19 protein-coding genes and 4 tRNA genes are annotated in these 26,711 nt (G+C 29.4%); 19 read left to right on the top strand and 4 right to left on the bottom strand.

All coding sequences use genetic code 4. From position 1 onward, the window contains the following. Nucleotides 1–40 precede the first annotated feature (40 nt). Nucleotides 41–2,797, bottom strand: a complete 2,757-nt coding sequence (locus ELUMI_RS01625) for a hypothetical protein (protein ID WP_025734067.1) — start codon at nucleotides 2,795–2,797, stop codon at nucleotides 41–43. A 185-nt stretch (nucleotides 2,798–2,982) separates the two neighbouring features. Between ELUMI_RS01625 and ELUMI_RS01630 the strand changes: the two genes are divergently transcribed. The 15 genes from ELUMI_RS01630 (at nucleotide 2,983) to ELUMI_RS01700 (ending at nucleotide 18,819) form a co-directional block, all read left to right on the top strand. Then, complete coding sequence (locus ELUMI_RS01630) at nucleotides 2,983–8,310, top strand: ABC transporter permease (RefSeq protein ID WP_025734068.1); 5,328 nt, start codon at nucleotides 2,983–2,985, stop codon at nucleotides 8,308–8,310. Between the two features lie 299 nt (nucleotides 8,311–8,609). Beyond that, nucleotides 8,610–9,065, top strand: coding sequence for a 50S ribosomal protein L13 (gene rplM / locus ELUMI_RS01635; protein WP_025734069.1), 456 nt, complete (start codon nucleotides 8,610–8,612; stop codon nucleotides 9,063–9,065). Next, nucleotides 9,065–9,463 (top strand): 30S ribosomal protein S9, encoded by a 399-nt coding sequence (rpsI, locus tag ELUMI_RS01640; protein ID WP_025734070.1) that lies wholly within the window; start codon nucleotides 9,065–9,067, stop codon nucleotides 9,461–9,463. Before rplM ends, rpsI begins: the two co-directional genes overlap by 1 nt. A gap of 188 nt (nucleotides 9,464–9,651) precedes the next feature. Then, nucleotides 9,652–9,728 (top strand) — tRNA-Ile (locus tag ELUMI_RS01645). A 55-nt stretch (nucleotides 9,729–9,783) separates the two neighbouring features. After that, a complete protein-coding gene (locus tag ELUMI_RS01650) occupies nucleotides 9,784–11,508 on the top strand; it encodes an MATE family efflux transporter (RefSeq protein ID WP_025734071.1) in 1,725 nt (574 codons plus the stop codon). Between the two features lie 66 nt (nucleotides 11,509–11,574). Further along, nucleotides 11,575–13,992 (top strand): leucine--tRNA ligase, encoded by a 2,418-nt coding sequence (gene leuS / locus ELUMI_RS01655; RefSeq protein ID WP_025734072.1) that lies wholly within the window; start codon nucleotides 11,575–11,577, stop codon nucleotides 13,990–13,992. A 114-nt stretch (nucleotides 13,993–14,106) separates the two neighbouring features. After that, nucleotides 14,107–15,708 carry a hypothetical protein gene (locus tag ELUMI_RS01660; protein ID WP_025734073.1) on the top strand — a complete coding sequence of 534 codons (1,602 nt, stop codon included), beginning with the start codon at nucleotides 14,107–14,109 and terminating at the stop codon, nucleotides 15,706–15,708. Nucleotides 15,709–15,769: 61 nt separating this feature from the next. After that, nucleotides 15,770–16,204: a pantetheine-phosphate adenylyltransferase gene (coaD, locus tag ELUMI_RS01665; RefSeq protein ID WP_025734074.1), complete on the top strand. Its 435-nt coding sequence runs from the start codon at nucleotides 15,770–15,772 to the stop codon at nucleotides 16,202–16,204. Nucleotides 16,205–16,291: 87 nt separating this feature from the next. After that, nucleotides 16,292–16,367 (top strand) — tRNA-His (locus tag ELUMI_RS01670). 72 nt (nucleotides 16,368–16,439) lie between these two features. Further along, complete coding sequence (locus ELUMI_RS01675; RefSeq protein WP_025734075.1) at nucleotides 16,440–17,333, top strand: hypothetical protein; 894 nt, start codon at nucleotides 16,440–16,442, stop codon at nucleotides 17,331–17,333. Further along, nucleotides 17,314–17,661 carry a hypothetical protein gene (locus ELUMI_RS01680; RefSeq protein ID WP_156921413.1) on the top strand — a complete coding sequence of 116 codons (348 nt, stop codon included), beginning with the start codon at nucleotides 17,314–17,316 and terminating at the stop codon, nucleotides 17,659–17,661. Before ELUMI_RS01675 ends, ELUMI_RS01680 begins: the two co-directional genes overlap by 20 nt. Before the next feature lie 117 nt (nucleotides 17,662–17,778). Further along, nucleotides 17,779–18,006 (top strand): acyl carrier protein, encoded by a 228-nt coding sequence (locus ELUMI_RS01685; RefSeq protein WP_035018727.1) that lies wholly within the window; start codon nucleotides 17,779–17,781, stop codon nucleotides 18,004–18,006. Then, a complete protein-coding gene (locus tag ELUMI_RS01690) occupies nucleotides 18,007–18,456 on the top strand; it encodes a Fur family transcriptional regulator (protein ID WP_025734078.1) in 450 nt (149 codons plus the stop codon). Nucleotides 18,457–18,629: 173 nt separating this feature from the next. Further along, nucleotides 18,630–18,705: transfer RNA gene (locus ELUMI_RS01695), tRNA-Trp, on the top strand. Between the two features lie 39 nt (nucleotides 18,706–18,744). Then, a tRNA-Trp gene (locus ELUMI_RS01700) sits at nucleotides 18,745–18,819 on the top strand. Nucleotides 18,820–18,864: 45 nt separating this feature from the next. On the opposite strand, the gene ELUMI_RS01705 is transcribed toward ELUMI_RS01700, so the two are convergent. Together ELUMI_RS01705 and ELUMI_RS01710 are read right to left on the bottom strand one after the other, a co-directional pair. After that, nucleotides 18,865–19,722: a DegV family protein gene (locus ELUMI_RS01705; protein WP_025734079.1), complete on the bottom strand. Its 858-nt coding sequence runs from the start codon at nucleotides 19,720–19,722 to the stop codon at nucleotides 18,865–18,867. Between the two features lie 2 nt (nucleotides 19,723–19,724). Next, nucleotides 19,725–20,561 (bottom strand): DegV family protein, encoded by an 837-nt coding sequence (locus ELUMI_RS01710; protein WP_025734080.1) that lies wholly within the window; start codon nucleotides 20,559–20,561, stop codon nucleotides 19,725–19,727. Nucleotides 20,562–20,644: 83 nt separating this feature from the next. Between ELUMI_RS01710 and ytpR the strand changes: the two genes are divergently transcribed. From ytpR to tyrS, 3 genes are read left to right on the top strand one after another with little or no spacing between them, the layout of a single operon-like run. Continuing rightward, nucleotides 20,645–21,250 (top strand): YtpR family tRNA-binding protein, encoded by a 606-nt coding sequence (gene ytpR, locus ELUMI_RS01715; protein WP_025734081.1) that lies wholly within the window; start codon nucleotides 20,645–20,647, stop codon nucleotides 21,248–21,250. Further along, nucleotides 21,237–22,307 (top strand): nicotinate phosphoribosyltransferase, encoded by a 1,071-nt coding sequence (locus tag ELUMI_RS01720; protein WP_025734082.1) that lies wholly within the window; start codon nucleotides 21,237–21,239, stop codon nucleotides 22,305–22,307. Before ytpR ends, ELUMI_RS01720 begins: the two co-directional genes overlap by 14 nt. A gap of 13 nt (nucleotides 22,308–22,320) precedes the next feature. Further along, nucleotides 22,321–23,568, top strand: coding sequence for a tyrosine--tRNA ligase (gene tyrS / locus ELUMI_RS01725; protein ID WP_025734083.1), 1,248 nt, complete (start codon nucleotides 22,321–22,323; stop codon nucleotides 23,566–23,568). Between the two features lie 375 nt (nucleotides 23,569–23,943). Here tyrS and rpsD read toward each other — a convergent pair whose 3' ends face one another. Further along, the gene (gene rpsD, locus ELUMI_RS01730) at nucleotides 23,944–24,561 is read right to left on the bottom strand and encodes a 30S ribosomal protein S4 (RefSeq protein ID WP_025734084.1); all 618 of its coding nucleotides are present in this window, start codon (nucleotides 24,559–24,561) and stop codon (nucleotides 23,944–23,946) included. A gap of 508 nt (nucleotides 24,562–25,069) precedes the next feature. Between rpsD and ELUMI_RS01735 the strand changes: the two genes are divergently transcribed. After that, nucleotides 25,070–26,710 carry a hypothetical protein gene (locus tag ELUMI_RS01735; protein WP_025734085.1) on the top strand — a complete coding sequence of 547 codons (1,641 nt, stop codon included), beginning with the start codon at nucleotides 25,070–25,072 and terminating at the stop codon, nucleotides 26,708–26,710. Nucleotide 26,711: the final 1 nt, after the last annotated feature.

The raw sequence follows: 26,711 nt of genomic DNA on the forward strand, positions 1-26,711 counted from the left end.
TTAATTAAGAAAAAAACCAGATCTCCTGGTTTTTTTCATTTTAATTTTGTTTAACAAAACTAGCTACTTCATACTTAGTATTATTAACGTTTTTGTTAATATTAGTTTTTAACTTCACTACATAAGTGTTTATGTGACCTTTTGTTGTTTTGTAAGAAATTTTATAACTAATTGTTGAATCTTGGTTTTTATTTTTAAAGTTAGTTCAATCAATTAATTGGGTTGAATAATATTGACTATATGAACGTTGTTTTTCTTTTGTGGTCAAACCATTATTAGAATCAACAAATTCATCAGCTATTTTTTTCAGAGATTTAATAATTGCACTGAACATATTTCCGGTTGTTCCTTGAAAAATATCATAGATGTCTTTATAGATAGTATCTTTGCGCATTTTTCCTTCGTAATTTCCAAGAATGTAACTAACAATGCCATTTTGATCTAATCTTTCGGGCAAGTCGTTTCTTGTTTTACCTTTACGCACTGCATAAATTGCAGCATGACTTCTTTTACTTATCAATAAAGCCAATTCGATATCATATTTAACATCATAATCAGCATATCGAGGGAAACATGGTTCATCATATTGGTTTTTTAGATCGAAATCTTGAAAGAAACTATTTTTTGAATCTTTGGAAATTAATGCATTAGAAATAATGGATAATGTTTTTTGAAGAAGAGAAATAACTATTTTGATGTTTGTTGAAAAAGATTTAACAAAATCTTTAATCTTCATAATTTCAAAATCTTGAAAATTAATTCCAAATAAATTCAACAATTTAGTAATGTCAGAGTTTAATAGTTCATTAATAGAGTGAAGTTGTAACTTTTCTAAAATATTAACTTTGTTGGTTAAGAAACCATATAATTCTTCACTATCTAATATTTGTTGAATTTGCTGATTTTCAAAAAAGTTAGAAACACTTTTACTTTCAAAAATTATAGTAATAAGTTGAGCAATAGAAATACCTTTTTCCTCAATTTTTAATAGTTTAAATAAATCCATATTTAATAATTCACTAAAGGAATTAATTTCTTCTCCTAGAATACTTTTAATATTTTCTGGTAATAAAAACTTTATTTCCTTAAATACTAATTGATCCAATTTAGATCCATTTAGAAGATTATTTAAGGGAGAGTTCATTAAAGGAGAAATGATTTTAACTATTGATTCCACTTTATGAATTGTGTCTTTTTGTTTTTCTAAAAAGGGATTAATCAAATTTCTAAGCATTCCTTCTAACATCCCTAAGTCAAGCATTTCAAACAATTTGTTAACAATTCCATCAACATTTATAGATCTGATTAATGATTCAAAATCATTGTTCGCAAGTAAATTTAAGATAATTCCCGGGATAATTGCAGAGGGTTTTAATTCAAATGTTTTAAACAATTTATTTAATGTAAAACCACTTCCAAAATCTTTATCCTTCAATTCCTCAATTTGTTCTTCAATATCACCGATAAAATTTTTAAGTAGAATATCTGAAATAGAGTAAAACAAGGCATTAAAACCAAAATTAGAAGATTCTATAATTCGTTTGCTAAAATTTCCATGGTAAAGATACAAAGATGGCAAAAATCCATTTCCTTTTTTGGCCTCTATTTTTAACAAATCTTCAAAAATATCGAAATCTTTAGTTTTTTTACTAAATGTAAATAGAATTTTATTGATTCTAAATTTATTGTAATTTTCTTTACCTTTTTTCAAAGTAAAAAGATTTGTAATAAGACTTAAAATACTTTTAATTTCATAAGAAACTTTTTGGTCTGTTTTAAAAGTATCTTCATTCACTTCGCAAATAATTTTGTAATTAGTTTTATCTTTTGCAAGAGTATGATCAGCATCTTCAATTTCTTCATCTGTTAATTGATAACTATCAAATAAAGAAATATAAGTTGAAATACTTAATAAAATTTTGGGAATATAATCTACCAAAACATCAATTGATTTTCAATCTCAACTGATATTACCTAAATTTTTTAAAGCATTACTTAAACCAAAAGCGATATAACCAATATCACCTGGCTTTTGTTCATCTCCTAAACCTGGTTTTAATTCTTTATATCTTTCTAATGAAAGAAATTCTGTTTCGGTTTCCCCAGTTAAAGCTTTAAATAGATTCACGATTTCGATTTGAGCATAGTTAATTAAATCTTGATTTTTTTGTATCATTGAAAAATCTGGTGTTGGTCAGTTTGTGACATCTAACATTTTAAAAATTTGTGGAGCAAATTTTAAAATCTTGCTAAGAGTATTTATAATTCCAGAAAAACCTTCGATTTGACCTAAAACATTTTGTACTTTAAAAAGTTCGCCATCACCAACCATATTACTTAATAAAGAGGTTATTATATCTGCTTTGGCATTATTAAAACCATCACCCAAAGCAGCGGTTAAACCATTTGCTAGAATCTTAATCATTTCTTTTGTTTCGTCTTTTTCAACAACTTTACCTTGATAATCTGGATCAGATTGCTTTAATTCAGATCTTCAATTATTAAATTTATCTTCATCTAAAAGTGAATTTTTAATGGCACTATATGCTTGGTCAGAATTCATATTTGTAACTTTATTGGCAGTTTGTCCTGTCACATAACCATCAATAATATCAGAATTATATCCTTCAGAATTAGCTAAAATCGAAGATGTAAAAGCCGCAGAAGTTGAATCCATCACAGATTTAACTTTATTTACAATACTCATTTCAACAGTATCAATATATGTACAAGCAGTGACTGTTAAGGCAGGAACCGCCATTGCAAAACATGTCGTAGACAATAATATTTTCTTCATTTTTTTCACACCTAAAATTTCTATTTTGTTCAAGTTTTAATTAAATTTCTTTAATTTTTACTAGTTTATTATAACTATCTTTTTAAAAAACTAATAATTTTTTAAAAAATTAAATTTTGGTTTAACTATTTTGTGGTATAAAATCATATTTATGTGTTTTTAATAGAAAATGAGGGGAAAAAGCAATGAAAGGTCAATTTTTAATATTTAAGTCAGGTTTTAAAGGAATTTTTAAGTACAAGATTCAACTTTTAATTATCATTACACTATCCTTTTTTGCGACCTTCTTTTTGATGTCAACTGACTCATTTATTAGTCGTTTGAACCAAACTTATAATGATGTTGTTGCCAATGTTGAAAAATATGATTATGAATATGAACGTAAATTTAACAAGTCTTCATTTGCAACAGATAATCTAGCTTTTGTCCCATTATTAGATTTTGTCAATACTGACTATAATGAAATCCAAAATGATGGGAATACAACAACTCAATTAAATTTCAATCTTTCTTCATTTGACGGAAATGATAATTTCATTACCAAGACTTTTTCGAGTCCAGAGTTTATGGATGTTTATAAAGAACAATTATTTTCACATGAAGATCAAAATTACTTAGGATATTATGGTGTTTACTACAATCATGATCCAGAAAGTGGTGACAAAGAATTCATCCTACCTGAAATTACTTATGATTTTGGTAAAAATTATGAAAATTTTGCATTCAGATCAAGATATAATGATGAATTTTCACCTCGTCTAAAAAAATATATCGAACCCGCTATCGAGCTATTAACAAAAAATTTTAAAAGTGAATATCTTAAAAATTTAACAAATGAAAAAACTAACATGCAAAATACTTTATTTTATAAAACATTAGTAAAATATGGAGTTAATGAGAACAATTTTAATCAGATTATTAGTTCAAAGTACGCTAATGTTAATGAAAGTAATATTACAAACAAAATTTCAGAAAAAGATCTTTTTTTGGGACTAAATACTTATCTATATAATGCTTTTGAATCTTTGATTCAATACACGATTTATCAAACTGCTCAACTAGCATTAGAAATACGCAATCAATTCGAAAGTGAACATTTAACAAATGATCCTAAGTTATTAAATCCAAAATTCTATGTTGATGCTTTTAATAAGAAGTTTTTTGTTGAAAATGATTTGGATGAATTGCCTAAATTTAAGCTTATTAAGCATTTTTATGATCGAGAATTTGCACTTGACCAATATGCTGTTACTGCTTATGAATATATTTTTGGAAAAAAATACCAATTTAAAAATAATGAACCAAATGACATAAAACATAATGAACAATACATCGTTAATGACGAAAACCCAACCTATTCTAAAGAAATTAGAATAGGTGAAGATAATTCTGATAGTAATAAGTTTGCTAACGATGTTTATAAGAAGGGGTTACGTGGACAAACCAACCCTTTAAAAGCAATTGAAAATGAAAATGAAGAAATCATTGGTGCTTCTCAAGTTGCAACTACAAAAGTTTGAGAAAAACTAAGAGACAACAAAACTTTACTAAGCCAAGCCAATGGTTTGAGTGGTAATTATAATGATTGAAAAATAGAAAATAGAAATCTTTTTTCAATGGACTATTTACATCAAAAAATGGCAGCCGATTTAGTCGATATCGATTTATATTTAAGACAAGAAGCATTTATGTATGATGTTTCAACTAAAAAATCGTTTAGATTCGCAATTCTAGATCAAGATTTTGATTATAATTTTAAAATGATTGCAGGTTTAGAACCGATGACTGCTTCAGAAATTGTTATCTCTCAACAATTTGCTTTAAAAAATAATATTAAAATCGGGCAAAAATTAAACATTGGTAAATCACAATTTATTGTTTCAGGATTTGGATCCGACTCACTATCTTATTACCCAATTACAGATTTACAATTACCAACCACAGATATTCAAAATAGTGCAATTGTTTACGTGAATAAAGAAACCTTAAATTTAATTGCTAATAATGGTAATGCTGATGATTTAACTTGATCAAATTATTTTTTTATCAAAGATAAAAAAACCCCTAAAACTTTAAAATCTGAAACAGAAACTTTAAAACAAAAAATTACTTCATATAATGGATGATTGTTTACTGATCCAACAAAATTAAACATTAATACTTCAATTATTAATAAAAACCCACTTCAATTAAGTTTAGAAGATGCAAACCAAATTAATAGGATCGTTGATTTTAACAAAACAAATTTTATCCTTAACTGGTCATTGCAACCTTCAATTGTTAAAACATTAAACATTTTTGTTTATGTAGTTTCAGTCATAATTCTGATGATGGTTGTAATTTCATTAATTGTGACAATCAAAAAATCAATTGATAATAATTCTAAACAAATTGGATATTTGAAATCAATGGGTTATAAATCAAGAGAAATCGCTCTTTCATATACTGGTTATGGAATTGTGATTGCTTTAATCGTGGTTCCTTTGGCTTTTGTCGCATCTGGATTTTTTCAAGAAGTTATTTCGATTATGTTTTCTTCATATTTTGCAACAACTTTATATGAATTTAGATTTAATCCAAAAATGCTTGGTGTGGCATTTGTCGCTTTTGGAATTGTTTCAACTTTAATTTCTTATTTAATTGCTTATTTTTATACAAGAAAAGATATTTTGAAATTATTTCATTCAACAGATAATCATAAAGTAATGAAATATAATGAGTCAAACTCTTTACATGTCGTGTTTAACAAATTGAGTTTTAACGTTCGATTTGCTTCAAAAATTTCAACCAGAGGTTGAAAACAAGTTTCGATGATTTTAATTGGAATTTTTGTTTCAACATTTGTTGTAACGCTTGCAACAGCAATTCCTTCAATTATGAATAATTATATTAAAGATGCTAACCAATATTTAAAATATAAAAATTCATATCGATTAGAATCACCGATTAGCAATATGCCTTTAACTAAAAAAGCAATTTCAGCTAACCATGGAATAACTAGAACTGAACAAGTTTATAGCCAATTGCCAAAAGAGATCAAAGATTCGCAATTAACTTATTATGATGATTATCGTTATTACAATGACGGAAATAATAATACTTCATTATTTGCTCCTTTAATTTACAATGGTAGCGGAAAAGAATTTGATAGTTCTAAATTAAATTGATCAGAAGAACATGTTTATAAAAAAGCATTAGAAAGTCAAAACGAAATTAAAAACGATGGCTTGACAGACACTTCTGGGTTCTTAGGATTTTTAACAAATTCAGTTGCAAATGGATTGTTTAATTTAAATGGGGTTAATATTTCATTAGGGTCTTTTGAAAAATTCATGGGATATTTAATGCATTCACAAATTAATCCCCAAACAAACCAAAAATTTGAGTCATTTGAAAAACGAAAAGAAATGATTGATAAAACTAATGCAATTTTTAAAGGTTTAATTCCAACGCTTTTAGGAATGCTTAGTGGAGACTTGAACCTTGGAGAAATTCCAACTGATGATTGAAAAGAAGCAGTTATTCAACTAATTTTTACTTTTATTCCTAACTCAGGACAAAAATACCTTAAGGATAGTGAAAATCGAAAAAGTCAATTCACTTTTGGAAGTGGGTATGAAACTTATACTCCAAATCAAGAAACGTTATCAACAAACATTAAATTTGCCTATGATAATGGGGATGAAAACATCGATATTATTGGATTAAAAGAAAATCAATCAGCATTTAATATTAAAAAATATAATTTAAATAACACATTATTAGATGCCAAAGTTTTAAAACAACTGCAAGATGTTATTGATGGTAACATTGAGCCACGAGATATAAAAACTTCAACTGGATTTGAATTATATAATGCAAAAACTAAAACATTATCAATTCCAGTTGCTTCAAATTTACAATCAGATAGAACCTTTAATTTAGACAGACAAGATCTTGCTGACGTGAAATTTGAAACTTCTAAATTGATTTATACACCTAAAAAACAAATAAGTAATACAAATGAAGAAAACATAGTTCCTGCCAATGCTTGAATTTATGATGATCGTGATTGAAGTTCAATCAACAAAAACGAAAAAAACGAAAAAAACGAATGATTAAAAGCAGCTGATTTAGATGTGAATAAAATTAATTATTCTTTAAGTATTGATGAGAAAGGTTTAGTCCAAGAAGCGCCAATGTTCGCGCAAGCCAGCGTTAATGAAAATGGCGAATTAGTTTCTGAAATTAGACCATTTTACTCATATAACAACTTAAAATTATTTTTTCCTAAAAATAAAGTAGATATGGAAACATATACTTTAGGATTAGAAAAAGCAGCGCTTGCAAGAAAAAATGAAGATTCATCAAAATGAATTAACAACATCTCAACTTGGTATGGAGATGTTAAACAAAAAGATGTTCCAGAAATTGTTAAAAAAGCTTGAAATGAAGATGGGGATTATTTTTATATAGCTCCTTATTCATTACAATACTATGCAAACTATAGTCAAGGATTGCATGGTAAAACAGACATTAAAACGATTGGTGACGGTGTTGCTCCATGAATTCATTATGGATTTGGTAGAGATTCAAAACCTTTACATTTAAAAAATGTTAAAACATTACCAAAAAACATTAATCAAATTAATGTCAAGAAAACATCAACAATTGATTCTTATAATAGTGATTTGGTTGTTGCTGATCAAGACTTAATCAATTTAATTTATGGATATTCAAACAATAAATACATTCCATTAACTTATAATGGTTTTGGCCAAAAAATCACCAACACTGAAGAAACAGAGATTTCAATGTATGAAAACATTTCAGTTCAAGATTATTTTTCAAAACCAACAAATGAGCTTTTATTTGCAAATGATGAATTAAAAGAACAAGGCTTAGATCCTTTAAAAACATTAACTCAAAATTCATGATTTAATAATAAATATTCAAACTTTACTGAGTTAATCGGTGTTACAACTGGGGTTAAATTTGGAAATAATGAAAAACCTGGAATTAACATCATTTCCAAGATTTTTGATAAATGAAAAGACCCTAGTGATGCGCTTAAATTAGCATATTCTGACATTCAACTTGCAAGTAGTAAACTTGGAATTGTTGTGACTGTGACTGAAACGATTTTAGCCTTTTCGGTGTTCATTATTTCGGGAATTATTATTATTGCGACATTGATTATTACCGTTATCACCGACATTTTTGTTATGAGATACCAAAGATTTATGACGGTGATGAAAGCCATGGGATATTCAAAATGATATATTATCAAGAGTTCGATCGGAATTACTTTCATCGTTAATCTTATGGCTATTGGTTTAGGAATACTGACTGGAATTATGTTTGCCAAAAGTCTTTTACATCTGGCAAGTAACCTTGGAATTTTAATTCCATATGTTTTAGATTTATGAATAATCCCTTTAATTATTGGAATCATTCTTATTACCTTTACAATCAGTATCATTATTTCTTTAAGAAAACCATTATCAGAAAAACCAACCGTTTTATTCGGATAATATTTTTTTAGAATTAATAAAATACGTTTTCAAAAACAAGAGCGAAAAGATCATTCTTTTCGCTTTTTTAATGCCAAATTAATTTTCGTTTTTTGGTTTTATCAAATCAAAAAACGCAAAAATAAGCCTTTTGTCAAAAGTTTAGTGTAAATTAATCTAGAGCACTTGTGTTTATGGGAGATTTTTTCAAAATCCGTTTTTAAATTAACTATTTATATGTAAAACTTTGAAAAAATGCTTTATAATATTAATTGCTTACTACACTTTTGACCCCGGACAAGTCAAGGAGATTCAAGCACATGAAACAAACAACACTTATTTCTGCCAAAGATATCAAGAAAAATTGATATATCGTTGATGCAGAAGGACAAACAGTGGGGCGTCTAGCAACCCAAGTGGCTTTACTATTAAGAGGTAAACACAAAGTAACTTTTACACCCCACATCAATAACGGAGATCACGTTATTGTAATTAACGCTGAGAAAGTAATTTTTACAGGTAAAAAAGAAACTGATAAAAACTACTACCATCACTCAATGCACCCAGGTGGATTGAGAAGAAGAAATGTGGCAACACAACGTGAATTAGATTCAACAAAAATTTTAGAACGAGCAATTCGTTTGATGTTACCAAAAAACGTGCAAGGAGCTAATCAATTTAGAGCTTTACATGTTGTTAAAGGAACAGAACATCAATACGCTGCACAAAAACCTGAAGTTTATGTAATCAACACAAAAAAAGGAGAAACTAAATAATGACAGAAAACAAAGTTATTTATCGTGGAACAGGAAGAAGAAAAACTTCTGTTGCACAAGTTATCCTAACCCCTGGTAAAGGAAACATCATTGTCAATGATCAACCTGCACTAGATTTCTTCCCATACCCAACTTTAGTTCAAGATATGGAACAAGCCTTAGTTGCAACTGGAACACAAACAGATTTTGACATTACAGTTAAAGTTAAAGGTGGAGGATTCACAGGTCAAGCTGGAGCTGCTCGCTTAGGAATTGCAAGAGCTCTATTAGAAGCTAGTGAAGACTACCGTAAACAATTAAGAGCTGCTGGTTTATTAACCCGTGACGCTCGTATTAAAGAACGTAAAAAATATGGATTGCGTGGAGCACGTAGAGCCCCTCAATACTCAAAACGTTAATATTGAAAAAAACCATTTTTGGTTTTTTTTATGCCAATTTGTCAAAAATAATCCATAGAATCAATGTATATTTTTCAATTATGGAGTAAAATAGCACCATTACTTAGTTAAATGACGATTTTTTATTTTTTTCCACCCTTAAAGACTTGATATTTTTTCATTTTTTCAATAGAATAATTAAGGTCTTTCGGAATATAGCTCAGCTGGTTAGAGCACTCCGCTGATAACGGAGAGGTCGTTGGTTCAAGTCCAATTATTCCGACCATTTAAAATTTAAAAAACCATTGTAGACAATGGTTTTTTTATACTATAATTTGTTTATGAATAAATTAAAAGTTAAAAAAAATAAGACATGAAGGCACTTTACTTCATGACAATGATATAAAGTCGCCATTATCATCATTTTTTGAGCAATTTTGCAAGAAATGATTATGGCCTCAACTGACATTATTGATAACATTTTTGTTAACTATTTACACAACGATCAAATTGAAGGCCTTGGTGCATTACAGCAATTCATTAAGGATCATTGATCCAATCTAAATGCTGAGCAATTAAACGCGGCCGGTATTTCACTTGAATATCTAGGAGACAGACTTTCATATCAAGCAGGACAAATTGCTGTCAATGGTGTGACTGCTTCGAATCAATTGTATATCATCATGTTTACTTCGATTTCAGGGTTTTGTTATGGTTGTGGAGTTTATGCCTCACAATATTATGGAGCTGGAGAATATCAAAAATTAAAACAAGTAACAGCGCTGAAAATTTATGTGGTTTTTGGAATTACTTTTATGTTTGCTCTTTTCACCCTACCAGGGGTAACTGATAAATTAATTGAGTTTACAACTCAACCCAAATATGTTGCTAACCCACTTGAAACTGGGGTTGTCACAGACACAAATCAGGTTCGCCAATTATTTGAACATATTCAATGACGTGCAGCTGTGCTTTCCACTCAACAAGGTGTGCAATATTACCGTATTATTGCCCCAACTTATGTTTTACTAGCAATTAATGAAACAGCCATTACTGCTTTAAGAGAAACTAAGCGTTTGTACTATTCATTTTGAATGTCAATCATTGCTTTAATTGCCAATAGTGTAATGAACGTCTTTTTAACAGCCCCAACCTTCTTAGGAGACTTTAAAGGACTTGGAGTAACTGGAACTGCTGTTGCCACTGTTTCTTCTCGTGTTTTACAAATGCTCTTTATTATTGGATTATTAGGTTGAAAACGTTTTGAATTTATTCCGCTTTGAATCTCGTTCAAAATTGAACGAGCATTATTAAAGAAAACAATGCACAAAGCAGCGCCATTACTTTTCAATGAAGTGTTATTCTCATTTGGATTAGTTTTACAAGTCAAATTAAGAGGAGAATATTCAAACGAAGCGATGACTGCCAACGCGATGTTCGCCACGATTTCTGGGGTGATCTTCTCCCCACTTTATCATGGAATTAATGCCGGAATCACGGCCTTTGTGGGCAATGATTTGGGGGCGAACAAAATTCAAGAAGCAAAACGGAATTCCAAACATTTGATTTTCATTGGAATTGCGATCGCAATAATTGCTGCCACAATTCTTGCCAGTCTTTCATTTGTGATTCCAAAAATTCTTTTCTCAAATTCAAATCCTGAAGCACAAAGAATTGGAATTTGAATGCTATTTATTTATAGTTTATTTTATGTCTTTGTGATGACATCAAATATCTTCTATTCAATCTTAAGAGCTGGGGGAAAAGTGTGATGATCACTGGCGATTGATTCAATCTTTACTTGGTCAATTAGTATTCCAATGTTGGCGATTTTAATTACTTTAAGAATGAACAATGTAATTGATTTGGATATTATTTATATTCATTTAATTATTTGTAGTTTAGAAGTGATTAAAGTTGGAATTGGATTCATGTTTTACAAAAAAGGGAACTGAGCTCAAAACCTAACCCTTGAACAAGGAATTGATAAAAATAATTGATTGAAACTTGTGACAAGCAAAGTAAAAACCAAAGTGAAAACCAAAATTCAAAAAGTTAAAAAGTAGTTCACTTTTTAACTTTTTTATTGGTCATAAAAATAGTACAATTAACAAATAATATAAAGGAGTAATATGGACTTTTCGCATAAAGCAATTGAAAAAAAATGACAAAAAATTTGAAAAGAAAAAGAGGTTTATAAAACCACTTATAATCATGACAAAAAAGCTTATGTTTTGGATATGTTTCCATATCCAAGTGGGTCTGGTTTACATGTTGGTCATGTAAAGGGTTATACGGCCACAGATATCTTTGCCCGTTTTCGTCGTATGCAAGGTTATGATGTTTTACATCCAATTGGATGAGATGCCTTTGGTTTACCAGCTGAACAATATGCTTTAAGCACAGGAAACGATCCACGAGAATTTACTTTAAAAAATATTGATACTTTTAGAACCCAATTACAAAAAATGGGATTTGGTTATGATTTCAACAAAGAAGTGAATACCGCGCATCCTGGTTTTTACAAAACCACGCAATGAATTTTTCAACAACTTTATAAACAAGGTTTAGCAGAATTACGAAATGTCGAAGTTAATTGATCTCAAGATTTAGGAACAGTTCTTGCCAATGATGAAGTTGAAATTAAAGATGGCAAAATGGTCAGTGAACGTGGTGGGTATCCAGTTGTTAAAAAAACAATGAAACAATGAGTTTTAAAAATTACCACTTATGCTGAAAAATTATTGTCTGGATTAGACGCCTTGGACTGACCACAATCTGTTAAGGAATTACAAAAAAATTGAATTGGTAAATCTGAAGGCGTGGAAATATTTTTTCATACTGAAAATGGAATTGAATTAAAAGTTTTTACAACTAGACCAGACACAATTTATGGAGCAACTTATTTAGTTTTAGCCCCTGAACATCCGACTGTTCAATCAATTACCACCAAAGAACATTTGGCTGAAGTTGAAGCTTACATTGAACAAGCAAAACAAAAAACTGAAATTGATCGTAAGGACGAATCAAAAACTAAAACTGGAATTTTTACTGGAGCATATGCTGTTAACCCAATTAGTAAAACCAAAATTCCGGTTTGAATTGCTGATTATGTTTTAAATGATTATGGTAGTGGGGCAATTATGGCAGTTCCTGCCCATGATCCTCGTGATTGAGATTTTGCAACCAAATTTAATCTTGAGATTAAATTTGTGTTAGAAGCAAAAGATCAAAGCAAAGCTTTTGTTGGTGAAACCAAACATATTAATTCAGATATTTTAAATGGTTTAGATCGTAAACAAGCAATTGAAAAAATCATTGAAAAAATTGAAGTTGAAAAATTAGGAACTAAAAAAATTAACTATAAATTAAGAGACTGATTATTTTCTCGTCAAAGATTTTATGGTGAACCATTTCCAATTTATTATACTGAAGATGGAAACATTGGTTTGATTGATCTAGAAGATTTACCAGTCACTTTACCACAAACTAGTTACATTAAACCAAGTGGAACTGGAGAATCACCGTTGGCAAATGTTCAAGAATGAGTGAACTTAACTGTTGATGGAAAAAATGTCAAAAGAGAAACAAACACGATGCCACAATCAGCTGGTTCTTCATGGTATTATTTAGCTTATATTTTGACTGATCAACCAAATCAATTAATTGATTTGGAATCAAACGAAGCCAAAGAACGTTTTGCTAAATGAATGCCTGTTGATTTATATATTGGTGGGCAAGAACATGCTGTTGGACACTTATTGTATGCTAGATTTTGAAACCATGTTTTATATGATTTAAACCTTTTAAACACGCCAGAACCATTTCAAAAACTTTACAATCAAGGAATGATTTTAGGACCTGATGGACGTAAAATGTCAAAATCATGAGGAAATGTCATTTCCCCAGATGATGTACTTCAATCACATGGGGCTGATGCTTTAAGATTGTATGAAATGTTTATGGGACCATTAGATGCTTCATTACCTTGAAGTTATGATGGATTAGATGCTGCTTTAAAATGATTAAACCGCGCATTTAGATTAGTGAATAAAACCACTTTTTCCACAACCAATAATCATGAGTTAGATTTCATTTACAACGATGTTGTTAAAAAAGTGACAACAATGGTTGAAGAATTAAAACTAAATACTGCGATTTCACAATTAATGGTGTTAGTAAACGCTTTTTATAAATATGAACCATCAACAATTTATCAACCATACATTGAAGGATTTATTAAAATGTTGAGTTTGTTTGCCCCACATGTAGCTGAAGAAATGTGAGCAATGTTGGACAAACAAACTGTCCTTGTTCAAGAATCATGACCAAGTTTTGATCAAAGTAAATTGATTGAAAAAACAATCACAATTGCCTTTCAAGTTAATGGTAAATTAAGAGGAACTAAAGAAGTCGAAATTGATTTAGACAATCAAACTTTAATCGAATTTGCCAAAGCTGATGAGAATGTTGCAAAATTCATTGAAAATAAAATAATTGTTAAAGAAGTTGTGATTCCGAATAAAATTGTTAATATTGTAGTTAAATAGTTAAATTTATAATCAAATGGCTCAAAAAATGCCCAAAACTTTGGGCATTTTTTGTATTTTTACTTTTTGCTACATTTTGCTATAATCTATGCTATATAGAAAGGAAAAATAAAAATGAGAAAATTAACAAGACAGTTAGTTATTTTGTTTGTTGTTTTTGTAATTTACTTCGGTTATACAACCTTTGTTGATGGGCTATCATTATTCCACACAAATTTTGATCTTTATGATCCTAAATCTGTGGAATCTCTGATTGCTGTGGTTGGTAAAGGTACTGCACAAGGTACATCAACTTTTGATAAGTACCTTACTTGAACCAATGATGGTTGACAAGCTAAAGAATCTTTTATCATCATATTGAATCAGGTTAAAACAACAATTAATGCCGGAAGCATTATTTCAGTCCCTGATTTTATCGGTGGATTCTGAGCAGCAAACTCATTAACAGCTACTATCCTAGCTCCGTTTAAATTAGTATTGGTTGGGGGGGTTTTCGCAATGTTGGTCCCACTAACAAAAACAATCTTCTTTGGAACAGTGATTGGAATCAAATCATACTTGAAATCAAGAAGATCAAACATTTTATTTAATTATCAAAACGCTATTAAATTCACAAGTGAATTACATGAAAAATTAGTTGCTGGTGACTTTGAACAAGTTAAAGCAGCATATGGTTCATATAATGGTTTAGCATTAAAACCAGCATTTTTAGTTAACATGATGGATGAAATTGGTGATGTTTTAATAGTTGAAGGAAGTTTGAAAAAATTCATTCAACCATGTGAAGTGGTTGTCAATTCACTAAAAGAAATGTATGAAAAAGAACGTAGAAACATGCTAACAGCAAAACAAGATGAAATGTTCTTTGACTTCAAAAGAGGATATGAATACACATCAATTGGTTCAAAATATTCAATCGCGTATTACAAAGCAATTGATACTAAAGTTGAATCAAAATCAAAATTAGCATGAAAATTATATTCATTAGAAATGTTTAGATTTTACATCTTCTTCATTTTTGCAATTGTTCCAACAGTGATCATTAATGTAATTTTACTTCCATTAATTGGTTTAGCTGGAGAAGCTGGAAATGCTGCACCAGCATTAATTATTGTAATTTGATTTGCAAGTGCAATTATTTTGCATGCAATATTTACATTAACAAAATCTTCATATAAAAATATGAAAAAAGAGTTATTGAAACCAGCAATTACATATTATGGATTAATGATTGTGATGGCAATTACTTTAGCAATTGGAATTAATGGAATTATTGCCATGGGACCAATTACAGCACCTGGATCTTCATCAGCGATGATGACTATCTTCTTCTCAAGATTGGGAGTTGCTGTGTTATCAACTTGCTTAATCATGTATGTGATTTCGACTTTAATGGATGCTAATAAAGCTGCCACAGGAATGACTAAAAAAGTTATCCTTGATGGAGTTATTCTTCCACTTATCGCTTGATTATTATCAACTGGGTTAAACTTAGTTGGAATGATTTTGGGATTAGCCCATGTTGAAACAAACTTAGATGCAGTCTTTTCAGCAGTTTCAATCGGTGTTCTAATCGCCTTTTGAGTTTATCTTTCAGTATCTGGAGTATTATTAAATAATATTGTAATTCCTTCACGTAAAAAGAGAGTTGAAACTCAACAAGCTTTAGCCGCTGAAGGAAAAGCTGCTCAAGATAAATCTGAAGCTAAAAACTAAAACCTTAAAAAACATCAATCATTGATGTTTTTTTATTTTATAATTTATTAATGAGGTATTTATGTTAGAAAAACAAAAAATTATGTTTGCTGGAAGTTTTGATCCAATGCATCAAGGACACCTTGCTTTAATTCATCGCGCGTTAAAATTTTTTGATCAAGTCGTGATTGTTGTGACCAACAATCCCGAAAAAACTGACCAAACAGATGTTGATATTAGGGTTCAACAAATCCAAACGTTAATTCAAAATAATCCCAACATCGAAATCATGATTAACCAAAATCAATTAACAATTGATTTTGCCCAAATGCATAATTTAAAATTTTTACTTCGTGGAGTAAGAAACATTGAAGATTTTAGTTTTGAAGTCGAAATGGCTCAAGCGAATAAAATTTTGAACCCAAATATTGAAACAATTATTTTAATTTCCGATGCCGAGGATGCTAAAATTTCATCAAGATTTATTCAACAAATTGATAAAATTCGCAAAAAATAGCTATATTTAACTAAATTCATTTTTCTTTGTGTTTTTGATTTGACTTTAAGAAGGACATAATTTATTATTTATATGTTGCTATATATGGCGTGTATGGCGAAGTGGTTAACGCACCGGGTTGTGGTTCCGGCATACGAGGGTTCAATTCCCTTTATACGCCCCATTATTTTAAAAAATAACTAACCTTTTTGGTTAGTTTTTAATTTTTTTTCCTAATCTATATAGAGGTGGAAAAATGATTGGAGAACATATAAATATAAAAACAGAAATGCTTGCTAATAGTTTGAACATTAAAACGGCAGCATCCTTTATGAATAAAGTTATTCATAAGGACAAAGAAGGCTATTATAAAATGTTGGTTTGATTTAAATCAAAAGACATTTCGCTTTTAAAGAATTTTAATATAAATTTCTTTATGAATGTGAATGATAAAAGAGCAGAGCTCGAAACGAGTAAATATGACAAAAATTTTGAAATGGATCACAACGTTTTGGCTGTAAAAATTCCAGCCGAAATGTATTCTGACCAAATGCAAATCAATTATGTCTACACGTATAATGGTTATTACGAAGGTAAAGGACATATTAAAATTAATTTAAATTTACAAGATGAAAAAATTATTGATAATGAAGTTTTAATTTTTGATGATCAAGAAAAATGATCAATTGTCAGACATGTTGAGAATGTCTATCATCCATTCTTTTACAATCAAAGATATTCGAATTTATTTAATATTAAATACAAAACAATTGTCCAGAAATATTTTAAAATTCCAAATAAAGAAACAGAAGAAATGGTTGATAATGTTTTAAACGAAGTTTATGCTAAAAATTTTAATTTTAATAAGTTAGAAATAGTGGCTGATAACCCCAAAAAATATGATTTTAAACCCAGTGTTAAAATGGAGACCAAAAATGATTTATTAGCTATTAATTTAGATAATAATTTGTTCATCGATGAAAGCAAACAAATAATTCAAGAAGGAGGAACCCAAAAAGGAATGCTTTTTAATCCCTATAATAATGGGGGTCAATACATTAATTTAAATTACGAACTATTTGGTAAAAAATATTTTGTCAATTTTAAATTAGAAATTCCTAAAATTGATTATGAAAAATTGACTAACTAATAAAAATAAGTGAATAAATGTGGTTTGCGTTTTGCTGTTTTGATTGAGCATTATGGGGATGAGCATCACAATAATTTTGCATTTCACAGCGTTTAACGCCAAACCCCAACCAGTTTTAGAACCAATTGTTTTAACGCAACCAGAAATCAATTCAGTTGCGAATAAAAATTCAATTGATGTCAAAAAACTTTATGAAGTTTTAAGAAAGAGAAACCCCAATCTTAAATACAATATTGAATTTAACAAGCGTAAAACATCAGAAGTAAAAATAAATTATGAAAAGGATGGGGGCAAACATAGTTGAATTTATAAGTTGCATTATGACTAATTTTTCTAAAATCGATTGGCCCTTTTTGCACCACTCCCGTGTAAATGTGTTACTAAAATGATGGATATTTTTTTATAATTTTTATAAAAATAGTATAATAACATTAAAGGTGGAAACATGGATAAAATATACGAACAAATTGTAAAGTCGCTTAAAAATAAAGGGGCTAAAGGGGCAATTAACAAACAAACTAGATTTACAGATATTGGGGTGGATTCTTTAGATTTAATGGATATGGTGATTCAATTAGAAGATGAATTATCAATTCGTATTCCTGATGATCAACTTTTAAATATTGAAACTCTTGATCAATTGCTTAAAATTATTGAACAATTAAAGAAATAAATGCAAACATCAGTTCAAGAGAAAAAATATGAAGAGATAATTGCAAAATTAAAAAAAGAAGGCATTAGAGTTACTAAAGTCAGATCTCAAATTATTAAAGTTATCATCATGAATGAACACCCAACCATCAATGATATTCGCAATAAATTAGAAGAAAGAATATCAAATATAAATGTTATGAGTATTTATAACACACTAGATTTGTTATTAGAAAAACACTTACTATTTGCCAATACATTTAATGGCAAGGAAATTTGTTATGAAATTCAGGATTTGAAATCTGTGCATCTAAAATGTGATAATTGTTTGACGATTACGCATATTGATGCAAAAGAGTTGGAATCGATGAATACATCACAATTAAAAGAATTAGCAATTAAACATGGTTTACTTTTGGATCATTTTAAAATTGAAATTCACGGCCTATGTAAAAAATGCAACCTTCAATAAACCTTTATTCATAAAGTTTATTGAAGGTTGCTTTGATTCCGAATCAAATTTAGCATTTAAATTTATGTGACAAGTCTATTTGAACTTGAGCATATTTAAATTATTTTTAAAGCAATATTGCCTTATTAATAACTCGTTGCTATAATTAGAAAGTCTTTGGATAAATTAATTATAGGGGCATAGTTCAGTTGGTAGAACATCGGTCTTCAAAACCGAGTGTCACGAGTTCAAGTCTTGTTGCCCCTGCCAACATAAAAACTGTCGCACACTTGTGCGATTTATTTATTTAGGGGTGTAGTTCAATGGTAGAACAGTGGTCTCCAAAACCACGTGTTGAGAGTTCGATTCTTTTCACCCCTGCCAAAAGACAAAATAAAAAACAACTTGTTAAAAGTTGTTTTTTTAATTTTAGTATTTTAAATCAGTTATGACAAATCCCAAAGTTTCGATTCCTGCATGAATTGGATAAAGAGCAGAAATTGGTTCAGTTGTAAACTTGATTTTAGCTTGATTAAAAGCTTCATTAACTGCATCAATATATTTTTGACTTGCTAATTGTGAACACAAGAAGATAACTCTTGGGTTTCTGCCTTTAAATTCATTTTGAACAGTTTCAATCACCTTATTCATAATTGAGTGAATACTGCGTCCGATCGCTTGTTTTTCTGGTTTTTCTTGTCAACGAATTAAAACTTTGGTTTTAAGAATGTTTAGCACAGACGAAATAACAGTTTTTGCTCTTCCACCGCTCGCAAGTGATCGAAGATCACTTGGAAGAATTGAAATATAAACATTATCTAAATGATAATCATATTCTTTAACAACTTCTTCAGGAGTTTTAAGCTTTTCGTTTTGAATTTGGCCATTTAAATATAAAGCCATTTCTCTAATTGCTTGTCCAGCAATAGTTTTGTTTTCAATCACTGTGACAGTGTTTTTGAATTCATCACTTCTAGCAACAACCATGGCAGTTGAAAGCATTGAAGAAAGGTTGCCTGTAATTGGAATATGAATAACGTGATCGTATTTTTTTAACATCTCATTATATTTAACTTCTAGTTCACCAGGTGAAGCTTGACTAGTTTTGAATTGTTTACCATTTTTGATTAATTCTCAAAAATTGATTTTTTTAACATTGGCTGGTGTATCTAAAATATCGATACCATCAGCTGAAGTTATATGAAGAGGAATTACTTCAATATTTGTGCCCTCAAAATTGTTGGCATCAATGATAGCTGAACTATCAATTAAAATTCCTATTTTCATAATTATTCTCCTCTTTCTCAAACAATTAAAGCTACTGTTTCAGTTCCTGTATGTGAAGCAACGACTTTGGGCATTTTCATCATCATATTAATTTTAAATCCTTCTTTATCCAAAAGCAATTCAATGAGTTCCATTGTTTCTGGATTCATTTTAGAGTAAGCGATATCAATTTCTTTAACACCTTTACGCTCCTTCTTGATCAATTCTAGTGATTCAAGCACAGCTTTTTTAAAAGTGCGGGCAGTTGTTTGTTTATCAATTTGACCGTTGTATCTTAAAATCGGGATAATTTTTAGCATTTTAGCTAAAGCAGCTGCTGCTGGAGTAATTCTTCCCCCACGTTTTAATGTGTCCAAATTTTTTGGAATAATAAAAGCTGTAAATTTATCATGTTTTTTCAAAATCAATTCCATGATTTCAAAACCAGTTTTATTTTCAGCGATTCAAATTGCAACATTTTTGACTAAATGTTGCAAAATGACTGAGACACCATTTGTGTCAATCACAAAAACTTTACCTTTATATTTTTCTTCAGTTTCACTTAACATTCTGTAAGTTGAAAATTGACCACTTAATCCTTTTGATAGTCCAGCAAAAATTACTTGATCATATTCCTTTAATAAGTGATCTCACATATCAAGCATTGTTTTTGGTACAGTTAGTGAAGTTTTTAAAGCTTGTGATTCTAAAAGTTCGTAAAAACGTTCTTCAGTTAAGTTCTCATCATCGGGTATTTGACCCCCGTTTTCCTCAGTAATCATTAATGGTACTTGATAAAGATCTTTGATGTCTTTTAAGTTCCCACCATATGATGAATCTGTTAATATTGCAATTTTCATTTCTCGTTTTCCTTTGAATTAATACATAACTATAATATACTATATTATAATATAAACAACCAATTAGAAGGAGTTATTTACATATGAATTTAAAATATGGAATTTTTTATAATGTTCAATTCGACACCCTTTTAGTAACCTTAAATAGTGATGACAAAAACTTGAAAACCGAGCAAATTAATGATGTGATCATTTTAAAATCAAACGATTTAATTGTTGGTTTTAACATCTTAAATGTCAGCAAAGAAATTGCTTTGAAACCTGGAATGATTAGTGAAAACATCCAAGCTGTGAATTTTGTTGAAAATAAATTAAAAGATATTTATCCATTAAAACAAAATTCACAATTTGTGATTGCCGAAATTCTGGAAATGCATCCAATTGAAGGAACGCACTTAAATGCATGCAAAATTAAAAATAACGAAGGTGTAGTCGATGTGGTAACTGGCGCTAAAAATGCTTATCCTGGAATGATTACAGTCATGGCAACTAATGGAACTTGATTGCCGAATGGAAATGTGATTACTGCTGGAATGATGAGAGGATTTCCGACTGTCGGAATGCTTTGTTCAGCCAAGGAATTAAATTTAGATGGTCACAAATTTAATGTTGATGGTGTTTTGGATTTAGGTTCAACATTTCAAGATCAAGTCGGGAAAAGTTTTTGAGGTGTGTATGAAACTAATTAATAATTTTGAATTTGATCCAAGAATCAAAGATGGATATTATTTAGCTGATTATTTTAAAAAAACAGTTTCGATTTTAGATACTTTTAAACCGGACCAAGTAGTGACAATGCAATGATTTCAAAGAAAAGAAAACATTATGTTGTGTGGGATTCAAGAAACATTAGCTTTAATTAAATTTGCATCTCCAAATTATAAAAATTTAAAAATTTGAACATTGAACGATGGTGATTTTATTTCTCCATTAGAACCTGTTTTAAGAATCGAAGGAAAATATAAAGATTTTGGGTGATTAGAAGGAATGATTGATGGAATCTTAAGTAGAGATTCTTCTATTGCCACAAATTTTTACGAAATTAATCAAGCTGCCAATAACAAAACTGTTTTGAATATGAATGATCGTGCTGATCTTTACAAAAATCAACAAAGTGATGGCTATGCAGCTTACATTGCTGGATGCAAATTTTTTGTTTCAGATGCTTCAATTGAATACTTCAAAGATGACAAATCAATTGCTCGACCAAGTGGAACAATGCCCCATGCATTAATTCAATCTTTTGATGGAAATACACTAGAAGCAACCATTGCTTTTGCTAAAGTTTTTCCCCAAACTAATTTAGTTTCATTGGTTGACTATAATAATGATTGTGTTACACAAGCATTAGAAGTTGCTAATCATTTTGGAGAAAAACTTTATGCCATTCGTTTAGACACTGCTGGGAATTTAATTGATGAAACATTAGCTAAGAAAAAAGACCAATTCCCAATTGATGCCAATCTATACGGTGTTAATCAATTTTTAGTCAAGGAAGTGAGAAACGCATTGGATCAAGCTGGACATCAAAATGTCAAAATTATTGTTTCATCAGGATTTGATGCTCATAAAATCGCAGAATTTGAAAAAGCACAAATCCCAGTTGATATTTATGGGGTTGGAGAAGCAATCACTAAAAAAAGAACGAGTTTTACAGGAGACGCTGTCTTAATTGATGGTGTCAAAGAAGCTAAAGTTGGAAGAACCTACACAGATTCTCAAAAACTAAAAGTATATAAATTTTAAAGGAAATAAACAGATGAGTATAATCAAAGAATTAGAATGACGTGGCTTGTTAAAACAAGCCACCAATGAAGAAAAAATCAATCTAGCACAAAAAAATCATGCTGGAGTTTATTGTGGTTTTGATCCAACCGCTGATTCTTTACATGTCGGACATTTATTACCGATTATTTTGTTGTCTCGTTTTCAAAAAGCAGGTTTTAAACCGATCGCTTTGATTGGTGGAGGAACTGGAATGATTGGAGATCCTTCATTCAAGTCGCAAGAACGTGTCTTGCAAACCAACGATCAAGTTGTGAAAAATGTCGAAGGAATTCAACACCAATTAAAAAAAATGTTAATTGGTGTTGAATTTGTCAATAATTTTGATTGATTGAATAAATTGTCACTTTTAGATTTCTTGAGAGATATTGGAAAAGATTTTACACTTTCTTATTTATTGGCCAAGGAATCAATCGCGACAAGAATTAGTACAGGGCTATCAATTACTGAATTTTCATACACCATGCTTCAAGCATATGATTTTTATCAATTGTATACAAACAACAACTGTAAGGTCCAAATTGGGGGTTCTGACCAATGAGGTAACATTACAAGTGGAATTGATTTAATCGGTTCTAAAATCGGACGCGACAAAAGTGAAGCGGCCGGAATTACAAACCAATTATTAGTCAAAAAAGATGGCCAAAAATTTGGTAAATCTGAATCGGGGGCCATTTGATTAGACCCACAAAAAACTAGTGAATATGCATTTTACCAATTCTGATTTAATCAATCTGATGATGATTGCGAAATGTTATTGAAATTTTTAACATTTTTAGACCAAAAAGAAATTGCAGAATTAGTAAAAAACCATCAAGCACAACCAAAAGCAAGAACTATTCAAAAAGTTTTAGCAGAACAAATTACCAAATTTGTTCATGGACAAGACGGTTTGCACAAAGCATTGTTATTAACAGAGGCGTTTTTTAATGGAACTGTCCAAGATTTAGACGAAATGTTGATAGCTTCTGCAATTCAGTCACTCCAAGCCCCAACAATCGACCAAAACCAAACAGTGATTGAGGCAATTATTCAAAGTGGGGCCGCAACTTCTAAACGCGAAGCAAGAGAATTTATTCATAATCAAGCGATTTCTTTTAATGAAATTGTTATTGATGATGAAAATCAATTGTTGAAAAACTTTAATAAATTGATTAATAATGAGTTTATTTTAATTAAAAGGGGTAAAAAGAAGTATTTTGCAGTCGCAATTGCAAAATAACAAATTTTGAAAATTTAGTTAAATTATTGATTTCTAATACTGAAATGATATTATACATATGTGAGATGCAATTGCATCTCCGAATTTACCTAATTTATAGATCATTTTTTATTTTAGGTTTTTGTTGGTTTTTAATGTTCCAACACTAACTCACTAATCTTACGCAAATACTATTTAAGCTATAAGCTTTTCGTTTTCTCTCACGTATCTGGTAAGGTTATTAAAATAAAGAAATGAAAAACAAAAAAACATCATCCGTGGTGTTTTTTTGTTTTTAACATTCAGTCAATTTTGCCAAACAGCCCTTAATTTTTTGTCTCTTATGTGTTTGGTAAGTGGAAAAAGCAAAGAAAAAACACCATGTGGTGTTATTTACTATTTAATTAAACGATTGTATCATTCAACGATTAATGCATCGTTAATTTCTTGATTCAATTCTTGACGTTCAGGTAATCTTACGAAAGTACCTTTTAATGTTTTTTTATCAATTTTAACAAACTCAACTGTTGATTCATTGTTTTGCAATGCTTCAGCAATTTTATCGTTTTTCTTCATTGATTCTTTAATTTCTAAAACATCATTTGGTTGTAGTTGGTATGAAGGAATATCAATTTTCTTCCCATTTACTAGAATGTGACCGTGGTTAACTAATTGTCTTGCACCTTGTCTTGTCATAGCAAAACCTAAGCGGTAAACAATATTGTCTAAACGTGATTCTAATAAGATCAAGAAGTTTGTTCCAGTAACACCATGCATTTTTTTTGCTTTTGCAAATGTGTTACGGAATTGTCTTTCATTAATTCCATACATGAATCTAACTTTTTGTTTTTCTTGTAACTGTGAACCATACCCAGAAAGTTTGGTTTTTTTAGCACCATGTTGTCCTGGAGCTGTTGTACGTTTTTTACCTTTGCTAAATTCTTTTCCGTTTTCAAGAATTGAGAAACCATAACGACGAGATTTTTTGAATATTGATTCAGTATATCTTGACATAATTTATCTCCTATATTTGCGTTATTAAAAGACATTTGAATAGATCCTATTTTAATCAGTTTATTGTTCGCCCTTTAACTGCTATGGGTTACTTTAGAGATTAATAAACAGTTTTTAAGATATATCTATTTGCAGACATCGAAATAACAATCTTTATTATAACTTATTTTTTAAAAAGTTTTCAAAAAAGATTGACCTTAGACCTGAAAAATGTCGCAAATTGGTGTTATTTCGATATTTCAATTCTTGGATAGTGAATAGAAACCAAAATAAGCTAAAACTTAAACTCAGAAAAAGTAATTAGCACTTGATGATTGTGTAGAATTACTTTTTCTGGGCTTATTATTGATATAATTTAAATAATGAAAGTAGGTCAAGAGTGATTTTAAGTAAGGGCTGAAATATTTCTAATGGACTATCGACAATTCAACTCACTTCCTTAGTGATCTTTTTTGTTTTACTAGTCGTTTTAATATGCTCTTTTTTAGTGATTTGAACCTACAAAACAATGCTTAAAAATTATATCGATTCTTATCAAGAAGCAACATTAATTGTCAGAAATTCAGTTCAAGTCCGCTTGAAAAGATTGTTTTTAACTGTGGTTAAAAACAATCAAGCATCAAGCATGGAAAAAAGAGCAGTTGAGATTTGAAAAGTCCGTTACAAAAACATTATTCAAAAAGATTTTTACAAAGAAATCAACAATCTGGATTTATTTTTTAAAGATGTAAAATTTCAAAAACCAAATTTTAAAAATTTAAAACGCTCTGCAATGATCAAAAAAAATCTAAAAGAAATAAGCAGAGAACTTTACATCATGTTCAAGGAAATGGATAAGATTCTTGAAACAGAATTTATCCAAAGAGATACTCGAATTCAAGTTCGGGAAATTTTGAACGAAATTCAAAAAGAAGCTTTGTTGAAAATGCGTGATAAATCAATTAAATTTAATCACGCCATTCTTTATGAATGAATTGCAAACATCAATTTTGCAATGACAAGAATTGATAATAAAATTCAATTGGGGATGTATGGTGATTCTTTAATTTACCAAGATAAAACCAATGAACAAATAATTCGATTAATTCGCATGCTTGATCTGTTCGAAACAGCTGATAAAGTTTTAGAAAAAACATTACCAAATAAAATTCACACAATCAAAAAACAAATTAGTGAAACAATGTTTGATCTAAAAGAAAAAACACTTAATGAAAATAAGATTCAAAAATACGAAGACCAATTTAATTATTCGAAAACCGTTATTCAAAGAAGTTTGGCTGATTTAGATTATTCAAATGCTTTTATCCAACTTTCAGAAATTTTAGAGACAATCAGTGATTTTGAAACAAACATTCAGTTTGAAGAAGTGATGAAAATGTTTGTTGAATCGGAATTGTCTAATATCCATGAGACATTTCAAACAGCTAAAAGTGATTATGAGAATGGATTGAAAGCAATAAAATCCAATGTTAAACACAACACAACGCATGATAAACAAATCGAATTTGAAAATATTGGTGAAACATTGACCAAATTACAAATTAAATGAACACATTTTTATGAAAATTTTACAAACTATGCAACTTATAAAAAGAAAGTTAATTACACAATTTTAAAAAATGAATTAATCGCAATTTTAACTCCGCTTTCAGAAGTTTATAAAAAAATGATTATGATAACGCGTGGGTTAAAGAACAGTAATTCAGCTCTAGTTCAAGTTGAAAATAATTTAAATTCACTTAAATCAATTTTGGTTCAAAATGAAAATTTATGTCATAAATTTAGAAGAATTTCTTATTTTGGCAATGAAAGAAAACAAAATGAAATCGTTCTGGAAAAACTTTTAAGAGTTGAAAATCAAATTCATCAGGTAGATTTTAATTTTACAGAAGAAAGAATACATATTATTAAAAGCCAAATTGATAATTTAAGATCTGAAACGATTTCAGTTAAAAATCAAATTTCCAATGTTATTCAGCAAGCACTAATTGCTGAATCGTTAATTATATATTTTGATCGCTTTGCAAATCGTTTGAATTTTGAAAATAATTTTGAAGAAGCATTAAGAAATTACGATAACAATAATATGGTAATAGTTATCGATCAAATGATTAAAAACATTAAACAATATCAGAGAGAAAAGAGGTAAA

Source organism: Williamsoniiplasma luminosum (assembly GCF_002803985.1).
Lineage (GTDB): Bacteria > Bacillota_I > Bacilli_A > Mycoplasmatales > Mycoplasmataceae > Williamsoniiplasma > Williamsoniiplasma luminosum.